Origin of the sequence: Acaryochloris marina MBIC11017 (genome assembly GCF_000018105.1) — a bacterium.
Classification (GTDB): Bacteria; Cyanobacteriota; Cyanobacteriia; order Thermosynechococcales; family Thermosynechococcaceae; genus Acaryochloris; species Acaryochloris marina.
On record NC_009929.1, the window covers coordinates 65,539 to 80,951 of the forward strand.

At 39.4% G+C, this 15,413-nt stretch carries 12 protein-coding genes; 7 read left to right on the forward strand and 5 right to left on the reverse strand.

Translation table 11 applies throughout. The features are described from left to right. Positions 1–8: 8 nt before the first annotated feature. Positions 9–1,865, forward strand: coding sequence for a dsDNA nuclease domain-containing protein (locus AM1_RS33755; protein ID WP_012167795.1), 1,857 nt, complete (start codon positions 9–11; stop codon positions 1,863–1,865). Between the two features lie 9 nt (positions 1,866–1,874). Here AM1_RS33755 and AM1_RS33760 read toward each other — a convergent pair whose 3' ends face one another. Beyond that, complete coding sequence (locus AM1_RS33760; RefSeq protein ID WP_012166116.1) at positions 1,875–2,564, reverse strand: IS1-like element ISAcma4 family transposase; 690 nt, start codon at positions 2,562–2,564, stop codon at positions 1,875–1,877. Positions 2,565–2,915: 351 nt separating this feature from the next. On the opposite strand from AM1_RS33760, the gene AM1_RS33765 reads away from it, so the two are divergent. Next, positions 2,916–4,838: a hypothetical protein gene (locus AM1_RS33765; protein WP_012167794.1), complete on the forward strand. Its 1,923-nt coding sequence runs from the start codon at positions 2,916–2,918 to the stop codon at positions 4,836–4,838. A 365-nt stretch (positions 4,839–5,203) separates the two neighbouring features. Here AM1_RS33765 and AM1_RS43725 read toward each other — a convergent pair whose 3' ends face one another. Continuing rightward, positions 5,204–7,381: an NACHT domain-containing protein gene (locus AM1_RS43725; protein ID WP_238549383.1), complete on the reverse strand. Its 2,178-nt coding sequence runs from the start codon at positions 7,379–7,381 to the stop codon at positions 5,204–5,206. 660 nt (positions 7,382–8,041) lie between these two features. On the opposite strand from AM1_RS43725, the gene AM1_RS33775 reads away from it, so the two are divergent. Beyond that, entirely contained in the window at positions 8,042–8,377 is a 336-nt protein-coding gene (locus AM1_RS33775) for a hypothetical protein (RefSeq protein ID WP_012167790.1), read from the forward strand. A gap of 298 nt (positions 8,378–8,675) precedes the next feature. On the opposite strand, the gene AM1_RS42670 is transcribed toward AM1_RS33775, so the two are convergent. Continuing rightward, positions 8,676–9,113 (reverse strand): hypothetical protein, encoded by a 438-nt coding sequence (locus AM1_RS42670; RefSeq protein ID WP_012167789.1) that lies wholly within the window; start codon positions 9,111–9,113, stop codon positions 8,676–8,678. 350 nt (positions 9,114–9,463) lie between these two features. On the opposite strand from AM1_RS42670, the gene AM1_RS33785 reads away from it, so the two are divergent. The 4 genes from AM1_RS33785 to AM1_RS33800 all read left to right on the forward strand — a co-directional run bounded on the left by AM1_RS33785 (position 9,464) and on the right by AM1_RS33800 (position 12,040). Next, on the forward strand, positions 9,464–10,219 hold the full coding sequence (locus AM1_RS33785) for a hypothetical protein (protein WP_012167788.1): 756 nt from the start codon (positions 9,464–9,466) through the stop codon (positions 10,217–10,219). Positions 10,220–10,223: 4 nt separating this feature from the next. Further along, positions 10,224–10,550 (forward strand): hypothetical protein, encoded by a 327-nt coding sequence (locus tag AM1_RS33790; protein ID WP_012167787.1) that lies wholly within the window; start codon positions 10,224–10,226, stop codon positions 10,548–10,550. Next, entirely contained in the window at positions 10,547–10,846 is a 300-nt protein-coding gene (locus AM1_RS33795) for a GIY-YIG nuclease family protein (RefSeq protein WP_012167786.1), read from the forward strand. Before AM1_RS33790 ends, AM1_RS33795 begins: the two co-directional genes overlap by 4 nt. A 222-nt stretch (positions 10,847–11,068) precedes the next feature. Further along, on the forward strand, positions 11,069–12,040 hold the full coding sequence (locus tag AM1_RS33800; RefSeq protein WP_012167785.1) for a tetratricopeptide repeat protein: 972 nt from the start codon (positions 11,069–11,071) through the stop codon (positions 12,038–12,040). A gap of 284 nt (positions 12,041–12,324) precedes the next feature. On the opposite strand, the gene topA is transcribed toward AM1_RS33800, so the two are convergent. Together topA and AM1_RS33810 are read right to left on the reverse strand one after the other, a co-directional pair. Next, the gene (gene topA / locus AM1_RS33805) at positions 12,325–14,469 is read right to left on the reverse strand and encodes a type I DNA topoisomerase (protein WP_012167784.1); all 2,145 of its coding nucleotides are present in this window, start codon (positions 14,467–14,469) and stop codon (positions 12,325–12,327) included. A gap of 83 nt (positions 14,470–14,552) precedes the next feature. Then, positions 14,553–15,359 carry a sigma-70 family RNA polymerase sigma factor gene (locus tag AM1_RS33810; protein ID WP_041661408.1) on the reverse strand — a complete coding sequence of 269 codons (807 nt, stop codon included), beginning with the start codon at positions 15,357–15,359 and terminating at the stop codon, positions 14,553–14,555. Positions 15,360–15,413: the final 54 nt, after the last annotated feature.

Here is a 15,413-nt window from a genome sequence, read left to right on the forward strand (position 1 = left end):
AATCATAAATGAGAAATAATCATAAAAAGAAAAAATTCAAAAAACAGAAAGACAATAACCCTCTAGACACAAAACAAATAGATTTAGAGATCCGTCTTGATGCAATTCTAAAAAGTAGATGCGGGGGAGCATATAATATTAATGGTATTAGATACCAAATCCTATATTCTATACTTAGAGGATTAGAACTCTATAATACACAATGCTCATTTAGCTCCATTAGATTAGAAGGTATTGAAGATTTAGATTGTCTAAAAATCAACTTAAATAATGAGTATATACAAATTAAAACATCTAAAAACTCATGGAATTGGGCGAAGCTAAAAGAACCAGTTAAAAACTTCTTAATAGTTCTAAGTGAAAGTCCTAATTCGCTTTTTTCAATAGTTTTAAACTCTACATTTAAATCGGATGTTTTGAAGTTATCCAAGAAAGATAAACTTAACTCTAATGAATATGAAGGAATCAAGAATAAATTCATAAAATTATGTTCTGATGTTGGAGCTTCAAGAAATGAGGCTGAATTACTTTTTGAAAAAATAGGTATTAAGAATTTACCAGAGAAAGAAATTTATGAGGAGATAAAAATAGGGCTAACGAACGATTTTCAATTAGGTAGCAATCTAGTAGACACATACTTAGCTGTTCTAGTTAGTAAGTTTCTTTACTGGGCACAAGAAAGAGTAACTATTTCAAAAAAAGATATAGAGTTAATCAGAGTATCAATTGGTGACCATATTGCAAGTGAAGAACATCAAGCTTATGGAAGAGGATTGATTGACAGGATATCTTGGAATATAGATGATAAACAGTCAGATTTTTTTGAAGGCAAAGGTACAAGACCTGGTCAAATATCAGCTGGTGTTGATGTAAGGAGAATACGCTGGCTGGAAAAAATTGACACTGCAATATATAAAACTAAAATTTGTGTACTCAAATCTTCCAGTGGTCAAGGAAAATCTGCACTACTTTACAGGTATGCTTACGAATACTGGAGGCATGAAGAGATTTATATTCTAAGAGTTGCTGAAACTGATGAACAAGCAGAGGCAGTATGTAAATATATTAGATTTATAGATAGCTTAGGCTTACCAATTCTCTTGCTTATTGATGATGCTGGGTTTCGAGCCAGAAAATGGCCTCAAATAGTTCGAGAATGTGTATCACTGGGCATATATGTTCTAATGTCGGTTAGACATGAAGATTGGTTTAGATTTGCTAGAAGGGATATAACGAACTGGGAAGTCATTGAGCCAACTTTAGATTTAGCAGAAGCAAAGCAGATATATTCGACATTAAAAGCAGAGAATTATGTACATTCAAACGCTACGTCTCCTGAATGGGCATATGAAAAAATTGGTACACCTAAACTTCTAATTGAATATACATATCTACTTACTCATGGGCGCATGATTGAAGACAGGCTCAGAGATCAAATTCAGCAGATTCAAGACCATAAAGAAGACCCTGCAAAAATTGAAATTCTAAGAAGAGTTGCACTGGCCGATACTCTCGGAACGCCTGTAGTTGCAAGTAGATTAATCAAGGACATTTCCCTAAGCTCAGACCCTCAACAACTTCTTAAATCACTGGTTGATGAGTATATAGCACTAGAAGAGACAGGAATACTAAGAGGTTTACACTGGGTTCGTTCAAATCACTTGACTTCGATTCTTCACGAAGGATATCCAAATATAGTAGACACCTTACTAAAGACAATAAACTCAGTCTTAGATATTGATCGTAAAAGATATATTGCAAAATCATTATGCATAAATGATCTTAATCTGAATGAGTTTATTACTGGATTATCACAATTAGTCTCAAATGAAGACTTAATGACTTTTCTTGGCGTTGCTCAATGACGGGATGACTCACGCAGGAATAGGTACTTCCCCAAACTTGAGATAGTGGATCAATAGTCGAATTGAATGCTTGAGCATGTCCACCGACTTTGAATAACATAAAGTCTTGCGATGGAGCCGTGCCAAGTAATGTCGTAAACGAGTATTTTCTCCCTCTACTCGTGTCATGTAGGTCTTGCTAACAATCTGGTCACCCTCTGGGATAAAGCCTGGATAGACGGGATTGCCATCACTGACCCAGAAAAAACATTGCCAACAGACGATTGCTTGCCATAACGGTCGAAAGGTCTCAGCACTATGGTCACCCACAACCCAGCCTAGAATGCCGGGGTGAAAATGATCCACCACAGTCCAAATCCAGACCTTATTGCGTTTTTTGCCCACAAAGGTTTCGAGTTCATCTAATTCTCCGACCTGTGGGATATCGTCGGGGTCATAAGCATCGGGTAATAGAACTCCAACTTGTTGAACCCAATGAATCACAGTGGTATGAGCAACGCCTATGACTCGTTCGATACCCTTCAACCCCATTCCATTGACATACATTCTCAGGCAGAGTCGTTTCGTCCAATCACTGTAGCCACGCTTTGAGTAAGTTGAAAGAAACTGTCGTCCACAGGTCACACAGATATGATTTTGTTTACCTCGACGATGCCCATTCTTATGGATATGTTGACCACCACACTCAGGACACTTCATACAGATTCCTCATGATGTTTGAAATAGTCATGAGGTTATCCTGACGCAATCCAATTAATTCATCCCGTCATTGAGCAACGCCCTTTTCTTGAGTATTTAGAGGGAATTTATGAAGGTGGAGAAAGACTATGTTTTCAGAAAAATAAACATCTTTTTGAGCAATCATATGAATTACAAGGAACAAGAGGTCCACAATTTCTAGTCATATATTCATCACCAATTATCAAAAATGAAAAGCTAGATAATTCTTTAGATAGCTTAGCTAATAATATAGCTGCCTTAGAAGATATTCAGTCTATCTCGTCAAACTTTGATAACTCATTAAGAGGTATAGAGTTATGCAGAGAATTCTTGCAGCAAATTCAAGATAAAATTTCAATTACAGGTGCTCAAAATAATTTTGCCCAGTTAGGTAAGATTTTAGACTGGTCAGCATTAGCAGAAGTTACATTACTTAATTGGCATGAATTATTATCAAATATTTCATCGACACAAATAATTTTTGAATTATCAATAGATGAATTTTGTATATTTTCTCAAGGATTTTATCGCTATGATTCCAAAAAATATTGTGATTGGTTTAATCAGAATTATGACTCTATTATTGGATATTTGAAGCTTAATCTTGACTGTTTATCGCTTGAATTATTTGATGATGAATTATATTTCGAATTCTTAGTTGATTTGAATTCTGATGATCCGAGTGGGTATGAAGAAACAAATTCACGACTAAGGAGATTTCGTTCAGCAATTCCTTTTTGTAAACAATATCAATCACATGGAATCTGGTTGTCGATAAAAACACCATTATTTAATGATACAGATAAAAATGTGAATAAGGATTTACTACCTTATAGTTCAGATGGTACTAAAGTTAATACTTGGCATGAAGTTGCCTATTCAAACTTCATACCCGATAGTTATTATGATTTTCAAAAGGCATGGAATCTCATCAGAACCGATGCAATTGAATTTGTCAAGTATTTATCAAAATTTTTTCGTAGTCTTCTTACTCATGGCTCGGATCCAAAAATAAAAAATCATACCTCAAATATAGAAGTTTTTATAACTTTAGATAAAGCACTCGATAACTTTCCATCTAGCTATGATGATAGTTCCGAGATAATTAGTTCATTACTACCATGTTCCTTACAAACTATCTTGAAAAAAGATAGTTATACAAATAAGTTATATCAAAGTTTTCATACATTTTTTTATAAAATGCGTGACTCTTTATTAAATCCAGAAAGTATAAATAACACAAAAGATATTATATTAAATTCATTCCTATTTGCTAATTATTATTTACCAAAGCTACACCATGAATTTGATACGCTATTTGAATCTTGTCCTGATTACTTCAATATAAAATCGTTGAACTCAATTGAGAAGTCTGCTTATAGTACTCTAGAAGATTTGTTGCAGGCATGTTTTTCATTTAAAATTTTTCTAATTAATGAAATAGAAAAAGAATTACAAAAATCAAGAGAATATCAAGTTCAGATTTTAACTAATAAAACAACTGAAGTATCTAATTTCTTAAAAGATATTGGTATCGATACAGTTTTATCATCAGATGTATATAATCTGTATGATGAAAAACATGATTACATAAATAGGTATTTCTCTCTTGCTTTCTCTGTCCATAATCCATTGAATTATCTTGAAGTTCTCAGATCAGTACTCGAAGCTATTTTAAAAATAAGTAATATTGCAGATTTCTTCTGCCTAATTCCTGTTTACAAAGAAAAATTGTTTTTACCACCAAGAAATGGATATCATATTAGCTCCCTTTCACTACTTAATATTCTAGGTAGTGGTGAAGATCTAAATTTACTTGAATTAGTAAGTATTACCCATTCTTTGACCATTCAAGAACTACCAGAATCTACTTTTTCATATCTGCCAGAACTAGAGTATGAAGAATATCTCCCTTTAACACTAAAAGGTGAAGCTGTAGCACTATATACATTAGTAATATCACTTGTAAAATACGCTCGAGCTATTCACAGACTTATGGCAACAAGAAATGATTATGAAGTTAAGCTTTATGAACAACATCTTAGTAAAATCTATGCTTTTAACAGGAATATTCTCAATAAAATTCATGAGTTAAAAGATAAATTTGCTTCATACTCAAACCAGCAAATTATTGACATGAATTTACTTAGTTTTCAACAATTCATTTATAAAGCATCTGAAAACTTAGAAACACCATCAATTGATAATATTTTATCTATTGATATATCTTCTGATTCTATTGATTTATCCTAACTGAATTCAAAGCAAAATGGTTTGAAATTTTAAGAAAGGCTATCAGATTAAATGAGCGTCATTGTTTATCTTTACTTATAAATTTCTTTGGATGAGGTAACTCAAAAAACTTATGACTTATCGTTTATTTGAATGCTCAAGCTGAAAAGCTTTTCACTGAAGGCATTATAAGAATAACCAATAGTAAACTGTCCTTCCGAGAGGGTGGAAATAGAAAGCACTCGTCAAGGTCTGCTGCTGATTTAGTTGTCACCAGCATGTCTGTCCCAGACCTTTCGTTAGCAGGGGAGCTGTCGGGTGAATATGGGTTGCTGCATAGCTCTGATTGATCTACTTAGTGTGGGGAAGATATAGTTGAACCTCGTCTAATTCTCTTTCAAGGTGGCAGCAAATCGTTTTCGTAGCAAGTCATGGACAAAGCGGTATCGACCACCAGTCCGCTGAATGAATCGTTGGTTTTCGGCATGGTCGAGGAATCTTGCGTAGTTCCAAGGAGCGACCCCTGAGTGATAAAGGGCTATTCGCAAAGATAGGTGTTTACATGCTGCATTTAAGCCGAAAATCAACCCTCCAGTCAGCCCTCCAGTCAGCCCTACAATCAACCCTCCAGTCAGCTCGTTAAATAGCCCGCCAACTACCCCACTAATCAGCCCGAAAATTAGCCAAACAATCAGTCCATTGCTGATAGAGTCTTTAATCCCTTGATTAGCATTTGTTTTATCCCGAGCATCAATTTGAGAAGCTGTTATTCCGCTAATTAGCCCAAAAATCAGCCCACAACTCAACCCGCCGAAAAGCCCGCTACTTAATCCGCTACTCAACCCGCCAAATAGTCCGAAAATCAGCACGCTGCCCAGTCCGCTTCGATAGAAAGCACCCCAAGAGAAGCTGAGCTTTTCTGATGTTGTGATATGAGTCAGTCCGCCAAATAGTCCGAAAATCAGCCCGCTACTCAGCCCGAAAATCAGACCGCTACTCAGCCCGCTACTCAACTTGTGAATCAGCCCATAAATCAACCCGCCAATCAACCCACCAATCAGTCTGAACATCCAGCAATACTGATTATAAGCTTTGGAAGTATCCAACCATGAAGGTTGCAATTTCTCAATTAGAAACTCTGCTGATCCTTCAAAATCTAGTTTGCTTGCTAACCAACTTAGATAGTGATGTGTTTGCTTTGGAGTGGGAGCCTTTCCTTTGGGGTATGCTCCTCGAAGGTTCAAATCATAGAGTTGTTTATGGATATATTCATCTAGTAATTCTTCTGTACTACTTATGTTTTGCCCTTTATACGCAACCACTAAAATAAGTAGAAATAATGGTGAATGAGCTAGTTTCATGAGTTCAGGCTGGCTTTGAAGTGCTTCCCATAATGAATCTCGCTTTCGTTCCGGGAGCTTTAGCTTATGGAGATAGTCATGAATCTGATCATCTTCTAGTGCCTGTAAGTAAATTGCTCCATTCAATTGCTTTAGATATTCCCCTTGTTGTTCAAGTGCTTCATATTCCTTGCGCCGACAACACACAACCAGGGGTAAAGCGAATCTAGTTAGAAAGGCATTGATTTCCCGTACGCATTGAATCTGTTTTGCTATCCATTGTTGGTCTAGAACTTCAGGTGTGATCTCATCACTCGCTACTGCACGAATTTGACGGTTTTTATGGAAGAAAATTTGAAACGACGCAAATACCTTCCTAACTGCTGAGGGAATCCAAAATTGCTGGTGTCTGAAACCCCTAATTAAGGATTTCATTTTTGTTTGCTCGTAACCTTCAAATTTATGCACATCTACCCTTCTCAGTTCGTCTAAGCCATCCAGCAATGGAAGTAACTGATGATGTCTCATCCAGTGCTTCGAAACAACGAAAGGGACACTATACTTCTCAAACAATTGCTGAGCTAGCCAATCAGCAAAATCCTGTTCTGCTTTCCATTCGGATAGTTGAAAGATTACGGGAATAGGTTTATCAAGTGATTGCTGTGCTTGGCTCAGTAAATCTCTAGCTAGAGCTAACAGTTCATTTGTCTTACCAGACCCCGGTTCTCCTAAGATCAACAAACGTCCTTTAATACTCTCCTGTTTATAGAGTTCTTGAGTAGATTTGCTGGTACTTACAGCTTTGGGTGGTGTGGATTCTAGGAAACGCTGGAATGTGCGTCTGATAAAATTTACGGTTATTTGTTCAGTTTCTTCTTCTTGAGCAGGTATTAAATTTCCCTGCCCAACCCGTTGCCGTTGCTCTTCCCTCTTAATGTCAATACGAATTTTGTTGTAGAGAGAGTCTTCCAAACGCTCAACAACTTGCTTGAGCAAGATCTCAATTAGTTCTTCTCGTACTTTTTGTCGTTGCGCTTCTGTGATTTCAGGTTTCTTGCGAACGAGGTACTTTTGAGCAAAGACGATGATTGTATCTAGATTGCCTGTCCAAATAGCGATAGCTGTTGTAGCCACAGCTATAACAGCAAATCCTGCAACGCCCCACCTAATCGTTGGATTTTTGTTTAGTAAATCTATTACTGGATTATTTTGTGAGTTATCCACTTGTTGGACTATGATGTTCGCTAGTATCCTCAGCAAATGAATTGTACGTAGGCTGCCCAATTCAGAAATTACAAACATACCCCAAAAGTCTTGTGAATATAACTTTTTTATTGCATTGTAGTTTTAAAAGTCATAATATAGCTTCGTTTTTCTGGTGCTTACCCTTGAGCTTCAATAGGAAAATAATTTTAGATCCTAATATAAAAATTAGATCCCTCAAACTGCCTAGCTTAACACTTCATCCCAGTAATTTGAATGATATTGTACAATCTAAACTTGATCGTAAGAGATAGTAAAATTAATAATGAATTTATAAATGTATCTGACAAAAAAATTAAAATAGAAAACTTCGAAATATGTTGATAGGTAAAATAACTAAAATTCACTATAAATATGAAGTATGGTGCCTAAAATACGCTGCTTTAACATTAGCAATGATGAGATGATAGAATACTCCTTAAACATATTTTTTAAAGTAATTAATCATTTGATATGTTATTCAAAATTAGACTCTTTGTTGCAGGATTAATGGGAGCAATTATAACATTTATAGGATTTTACATATTATTAGTTTTGACCGACTTAATTGTTCCTTACACTAGTCGATTATACTTTCTGCATATAAATACTATTTTGCAGATATTAATTGGGATAATCCAAATGTTTGCTTTAATTGGTCTAGGTGATATTGTTGGTAGATTTGTATCATTTTTTGCAAAAAATAGATCAAGTAATTTGACAAGAAAGGTAGCAAGTTTTTCCTATCTATTTGGCTGCTCTATTGTAGTAATTTTCTACTTTTCTAATTTAAAATCAGAAAATTTATCTAGGAATATATTTTTCAAGGCCGTTAATATAATACTGTCTCTTATTCCTTCCATAATACTTACCTTGAGGACAGGAAGAGTAGAGCCTTTATATACATGGATTTTGATAATTCCTAGAGTAATTGGTATGTATGCAGGTAGTACCCAAGCCTACGAACAAGCAAGCTAATTGATCGTAGCTATTGACTTATTGATGCCTTAGCTTACGAGATGTTAACTTTTGATTTTGTTAGGTTAATTTTCTTTATTCGCTAATGAATTATCCTAACACCTACTTATTCTTTAAGTTCACTCCCATAATTAATTCAATACTACCAATAGTCTCCTATAAATCTGTCAGGATTAGTTAGCCAGATTTCATGAATTAGCCATTCCCTCCTCAAACTTTCTGATTTTTAGTGAGTAAGGCAATACATGTCAAACCCCTGACCATTGCAGCCAGAGGTTTTCCTTGTATTCTCTGTTACTTACGCCACCATCCCCAGCGGATCGGCTGGCAGCTCAATCACCTGACCCTTCCGACTGGCCTTGCAGCCCGCTAGCAACTCCTCCCAAGCCTTCCGGGTGCTGAGCTTGTCGTGGGAAATTCCCCAGTCCTTCAGCTTGGCCTTGAGTGCATTGGTATCGCTTACCTCATAGTGAGCAAGAACTTCGGTTTTGATATCACTGAGCTTGGTCTTGGTGGCCTTGGCATCCTTCCAGGGTTGATTGTCGATGTCGAAGTAGGTTGCCAGTCCAAGCCAGTAGCCACGGGTACGGGCATCGTTGGTATCATCGGGCCACTTAGCGGAAACGGCCTTTCGTAATTGGGCAGAGGTGGCAAACTCGCCTTCAAAACCTGGCTTGCTAGAGGCAGTAGCTGCGGCAAGAACTGCACTCTTTAGAGCGGATAGTGTGTATCTCATTGTTTAATACTCCATTTTTGTAGTGTTGCGGATGGTCCGCATTCGGGCCTCGTCTAACGCTCTGAGGGGCGGGCGTTTATCGAGATGCCTTCTCGCTGATTTCAAGGGTTATCAGGAACCTTTTCGATGTAATTAGTATAAATCCCCTGATATTGGGAATCAAGGACTTCACACTAGGAATTTCTTATCGATTCTCTTGGTTGAATAAGCAAATGCTAGTGTGCTAGTGGTTGCAACATACTTGAGACTTTTATCTCTTCAAAGATATCTTGGTATGGCCTTGGGTACACTATGTATATGGCTAAACCTTTTTTGAGAAGGTCAATTAGCTTCGTTCGACCGAAAAAACGATGCCTAGTCCCACTGAAAGACCAAATACAGATTATACGAAGCGAAACAATATTCGTAGAATTGTCAAAATTGCATGTGCTCCTTTACTTTATAAGGTTTTAGTTGAGAAGAGAGACCTTGCGGGTGAGTTGGTCAGAGATGCACAAGGGAAAAAGGTTCTTGAAGAGATACCGCTACAGGATGCCACTAGCGCTCAGCTTTTTAATCACTATCGCCACAATGTTACTAATTACGAGGAGGCTATAGATTTAATTAAACAGTCTCAGAATGGCTATATTAGCGATAAGCAGGTCAAGTGGTGCTCTGCTGCTTCTGCTGAAGTGGTTATGGCTGTTTTAAGGACTGAGCATGAGATCACGTTAGAGAAATACTTTGAGCTGGAGAGTGATTTTCAAGATATTATTGAAGCCGCTCAGACCAATAACCTATTTGATATTATTCAACTGATCAGACAGTCAGTCGGTAACGCTGTGGAGTCTACTCTTCAAAAGTCATTAATCAGAGCGAATAATAGTAGAAACACGTATCGTAATGAGAATAACTTACAGCGTTGCAAGCTCTACCTGATTGATGACACTGTTAACCATGAAGATGATCTTAGTGTCATCAGAGAACGGGTAAACATAGTTCTAAAACAGCGAGGGACAAACAAATTAGCTGAGGCTTGGGCGAAATTAACTGACTGGGAAAGTTCTGAGGTTATTGAGCTTTTCAAGCGTGAAGGACTTATTCGAGACCTAAAAAAATTGGAATAAGTCTATGAAGAAAATCAAAGAATTGAAGTCAGAGGTTTTTGTCTTACTGAATGTTACTTCTACAATTCAATTAAAGAAAGAATATAAATCAATAGCCAGTGGTAAGGATTTCCGCTTCAAGAAAACGTGGATTGAATTACTAGAGAGTCTTACTAAATGTATCGACTTGAAGGCATCGGCTAAGGTAATTAAACAGAGTATGCATCGAGTTGGCCGGGCTGTCGGCAACTCCTATCAACAGACAGAAGAGCAGATAGCAACTATAAAAGAGCGCGTACGGCTCAAAAAAATTGCTCAAGGGAAAGATCGTCTTGTTGGTGGGGGAATATGAGATTTACAACGGCGAAGTCTTTAATCAACCTTGATCCTCTACCTGAAATCTGCGGTATATATTTTGTTGTGACTGCGGAAGATGAAATTATATATGTCGGCCAAACAACGAATCTCAAAAATAGATGGAAAGATGGGCATAAGGTTCTCAAGCGTATGCTTGCAGAAGGTATAGACCCAACTAAAGCAAGATTAGAGTGGCAAAAATTTCCAAAGCGCCTGTTGAACAGAGTTGAAAACTGTGCAGTAAGGGTTCATCAACCACGTCTTAATGAAAAATCTCCACCTGTTTTATAAATCTTCCACAGGATACTTTAGATTTATTTTAGTAGAGAATGTATTTGTCGGATTCTCTAAGAAATAAATATGTATACCTATAATAACTTAGATTTTTGGCCTGGGTGAAGCTGTTAAACCCTTTGGTTATTCTAGGCTCAATAAGTTTCAAAATATATTTAAAGTTGAAGTAATCCCTGGGAAATACTTGATGAACTCACTAATGCTTTAATCTCAAATGTTATGAATAATCCGTTAATTTACTTACTAGAAGTTGCTAATAACCTTAATAGTCTTGCGTTTGGATACTATAGTCAAGGACGGTATGAGGAAGCAAGCCCTCTCTATCAACAAGCCCTGGAGATATACCAGCAGCTAGATTATAAACATCTTGATGTTGCTAGTAATCTTGACAATTTAGCAAGAATCAAAATGTATCAGTTTGGAAATCTTGAAGAAACAGAGTCTCTATATCTTCAAGCGTTGGAGATGAGGCAGAAGCTCTTGGGTACAAATCATCTTGATGTTATAGCAAGCCTCAGTAGGCTTGCTGACTTTTACTTCAAGGTAACAAGGTATGAGGATGCAGAACCATTCTACCTACAAGCACTTAAAACAAGTGAGAAGCTACAAAGTAATGAAACTACTGATATTGCAGATTTCCAGAGTGCCTTGGCACTAAATTACTCAATACTAGAACGTTATGAGGAGGCGGAATCTTTCTATGTGCAAGCCTTGGAGATGAGGCAGAAGCTCTTGGGAACCGAACATCCTGATGTCGCGACCAGCTTCGAAGATCTGGCAGGCTTCTACAAATATCAAGGACGTTGTGAGGAGGCTGAAACCCTTTATATGCAAGCCTTAGAGATAAATCAGAATTTTTTTGGCTATGAGCATCTCAAAGTTGCAGCAAGCCTCAGTAGTCTAGCAGGCTTCTATTTCTACCAAAGACGTTATGAGAAGGCAGAATATTTCTATGTGCAGTCCCTTGAGATACAAGAGAAGCTAGATTCTGAAGATTTTTGTGACATATGTGATCTTCAGAATCTAGCGCAACTCTACTATGACCAAGGAAAATATGAGGCAGCAGAGCATTTTTATGCCAAGCTTCTTGTATATTTTCAAGAACTAAATGGATATGAAGATGATAGTGCAGTTACAGCTCAAAGAAATTTAGATGACTGCCGTCACAAAATAATGGAGTTAAATACTTAGTTGTCTGTTAAATTTAATTTAGATGTTCAGCTATTCAGTATAGCTGAAACTCTTTATCATGATAAATACGCTAGTACAAAAATATGTATTTTAGTGCAATGTTTTAGTTGCTACACATCTCAAAAAATAGAGATTTATAACATTAAAAGCTAGAGGTTTTTATATTGACATCAGATTGATAAGTTGATGACGCAGCTATAGATTAGGGCTTTCAGTCCCTTCTTTAACCTCTAGACTTCAAGTCTAGAGTAGTTAAGTTTTTAAAAAAAATTATAAAGTACATTTTACTCTGTTTCCAACTCCCCATATTTCGGACTCCACCACCGTCCCTTGCTGGCAAAATAAACGGCATTCTTATGCTTTTTATTAGTCCTTGCCTTTGGGTCAGAACACCTGAGCATTTGCTTGGGCTGACTATCCTTCTCGTACCTATAAATCTCCAGCTTCGCCTTGCAAACTGGGCATGGGTAATCCGTCAGTTCTGCTGGTGCGGTGGGCTGGTCAGATTTGGCTTTTGGTAATTGCCAGCTCTTGTCCCGGTCAGACCAGAACATCACCAGACCCCGACCATCATCAGCCGTGCAGCCGTCCTCACACTTGAGGAAATGCCCCTTTTTGACCTTCTTGCTGGGCACTTTGCCCATAGGCTGGCTACATTTAGGGCACTTGGTTCTGGACTTCTGCAAAGCCTTCCCCCCATTACTGCCGTAAGAGGTGGGTTCGGGTAAACCTTGCTTAGCCTTAGCCAGGGCTGGAGCAAAGTAGCTCCGATTCCAGCCGATCAAATAGTCTTGCCATTCCTGATTCCCTTCTGAGATCGCATCCAAGGAACTCTCCATCTGAGCCGTGAATTCAGCCTCTAATAACTCAGGGAGCGCCCCACCCATGAACTGGTCAACCTCAAGGCCCATAGAAGTCGGTTGGAGTCTGCCTTTGATAAGCGTCACATAGCCACGGCTTTTGATGGTCTTGATCGTGGGGGCATAGGTGGATGGTCGGCCAATCCCTTTCTTCTCCATCAGTTGCACCAACTTCGGTTCACTGTACCGAGAGGGGGGCTGGGTCTGCTTCTGCTGAGAATCGGCCTGGGCCAGGGTGAGGGGCTGTTGCTCCTGAAGAGTGGGCAGCTCAGTATCGGCCTTGATGTCTTTCCAGTATTTCGAGTAGCCCTTGAATTCCACGAGATTCCCCTTAGCTTTCCATTGAATCTCGCCAGATTGACTGATGACAATGGTCTTTCGGATCTGAGCGGGTTTGCATTGGGAGGCTAAAGCCCGTGTCCAAATCAATACATACAGCTTGAACTGATCGTCGGGTAGCGCTTGCTTCAGTTCTGCGGAGGGTTTGAAGATGTCCGTGGGTCGAATAGCCTCGTGCCCTTCCTGGGCTTGCTTTGAGACCTTCTGCTTGGATACTTTCTTGGGGACATTATCAGCGTCATTCTGCTCCAGCCATCGCTTGGCCGCTAAGCAGTAGTCTGGGGACAGCGCGACAGAATCGGTTCTCATATAGGTAATTAAGCCAGCCTCATAAAGCTTTTGAGCAACCTGCATGGTCTGCTCTGGACTGAACTTGAGACGTGAACCTGCGGCCTGCTGTAAGGCTGAGGTGGTGAAGGGAGCAGGGGGCTTCTTGGGTGTGATTTTGCCCTCGATAGAGATGACCTGATGAGGGTTGCTACGTGCGATCGCAACCAAGGAATCGGCCTCAGCCTGGGAAAGCACTCGTGTGGATTCTTCGGTTTTGGTCTCTGAACCAGAATCATCAATGCTGTGTTCGTCCTGGCCGTTTGCTTGGGTGCTTCCGTGATAGTAAGCCCTGAAGCCCTCGGCGTAATCCACGAAGACCGACCAATAATCCTGGGGAACAAAGGCTTGTATCTCCCGCTCTCGCTGGCAAACTAAATGAAGGGTCGCTGATTGGACTCGGCCTACTGATTTGGCCCCATTGTTCAGTCGCCAGACTAAGGGAGAGCCACGATACCCCACGAGTTTATCGAGGCAGTCTCTGCAACGACCAGCCTCAACTAAATCCATGTCTAGCGATTTTGGGTTAGAGATGGCCTGTCTAACGGCTCGTTCTGTGATTTCCTGATAGACAACCCGCTTGGGCTGCTTGAGACCTAGCACCTGGGCAACATGCCAACCGATAACCTCGCCTTCCCGGTCGGGGTCGGAGGCAATGAAAATCTCGTCGGCTTGCTGGGCTGCGGCCTTGAGATTGGCTATGGTCTTTTTCGCCCGGTCATCTCTGGGTTCGTAGCGGCATTTAATTTTGCCGTTTTCAGCAACAAAACCAAGATTGTCGGTGCCTTCATTTGCCAATTGCCGTATATGTCCAACCGATGCCTGGACATTCCAGCCTGGACCGAGGATGGAGCGCAGTTTCTTGATTTTGCCGGGGGACTCAACGATTAAAAGGCGAGACATGATCATTCCTCTTTGATGCTTTTTGGAAACATACCCAGAAAATCATCGCTTCAGTTTTGGCACTTACCGTTTTGATGATGACTTCAGGCAGATACTGCATATCTCTCCAGCTTCTTCATTATTTTGTTGAGGATTAATCGTATAGCTTCATGGCTCAATCCAATCTGTTGGCCGATGGCTTTCATCGACTTGGGTTGATTATCTTCCAAGCCATATCTCTGGCTGAGTACAAATCGTTCTCGTTCATCGAGATTCGCCATTACCTGAGACAGTTCTTCGTCAAGTTGCAGTGACTCCATATACTGAGTAGGCTGATCATCTCCAGCCAGTAAATCGAGGAGAGAATCTTTTTGTTCAGGACCAACGGGCTGATCGAGGGACGATACCTTTTGGAATAATTGCAGGGTACGATTAATGGTTTTCGGCTTGATATCGGTGGCTTCCGATAATTCTGAGAGGGATGGTTTTCGACCTAGTGTTTGATTGAGTTCTCGATAGTGCTTCTTGATTTTGTTGGCCTTATCCCAATGATTATGAGGTAGGTAGATGGGACGTGATTTTTCTCGCAGTGCAGCCGTAATCCCTTGTCGAATCCACCAGTAGGCATAGGTGCTGAAACGACAACCTTGGGCAAGGTCAAACTTGTCTACAGCAGTACTTAATCCAATGCTGCCTTCTTGGATCAGATCCAGCAGTGGTAGTCCTCGGTTCTGATGTTTCTTGGCAATAGAGACAACTAAGCGCAGGTTGCATTCGATCATCCTTTGCTTAGCCCGGAGGCTCCCCGCTTTTGCTTGTCTAGCCAGCTCAATTTCTTCTTCATGGGAAAGGAGAGGATATCGAGCCATTTCTTTGAGGTAGAAATGAAGACTGTCATGTTTGGTAGCCATCATTGAACCTGGGAAACATCACTGGTAGAGAATTACCCTGAATTGCCTGGTATG

Excerpts from the sequence above, each read along its gene's own strand:
- AM1_RS33760 (WP_012166116.1), bottom strand. The coding sequence starts at position 2,564 with ATGAAGTGTCCTGAGTGTGGTGGTCAACATATCCATAAGAATGGGCAT.
- AM1_RS33775 (WP_012167790.1), top strand. The coding sequence starts at position 8,042 with ATGTTTGCTTTAATTGGTCTAGGTGATATTGTTGGTAGATTTGTATCA.
- topA (WP_012167784.1), bottom strand. The coding sequence starts at position 14,469 with ATGTCTCGCCTTTTAATCGTTGAGTCCCCCGGCAAAATCAAGAAACTG.
- AM1_RS33800 (WP_012167785.1), top strand. The coding sequence starts at position 11,069 with ATGAATAATCCGTTAATTTACTTACTAGAAGTTGCTAATAACCTTAAT.
- AM1_RS42670 (WP_012167789.1), bottom strand. The coding sequence starts at position 9,113 with ATGAGATACACACTATCCGCTCTAAAGAGTGCAGTTCTTGCCGCAGCT.
- AM1_RS33795 (WP_012167786.1), top strand. The coding sequence starts at position 10,547 with ATGAGATTTACAACGGCGAAGTCTTTAATCAACCTTGATCCTCTACCT.
- AM1_RS33790 (WP_012167787.1), top strand. The coding sequence starts at position 10,224 with ATGAAGAAAATCAAAGAATTGAAGTCAGAGGTTTTTGTCTTACTGAAT.
- AM1_RS33785 (WP_012167788.1), top strand. The coding sequence starts at position 9,464 with ATGCCTAGTCCCACTGAAAGACCAAATACAGATTATACGAAGCGAAAC.
- AM1_RS33755 (WP_012167795.1), top strand. The coding sequence starts at position 9 with ATGAGAAATAATCATAAAAAGAAAAAATTCAAAAAACAGAAAGACAAT.
- AM1_RS33810 (WP_041661408.1), bottom strand. The coding sequence starts at position 15,359 with ATGGCTACCAAACATGACAGTCTTCATTTCTACCTCAAAGAAATGGCT.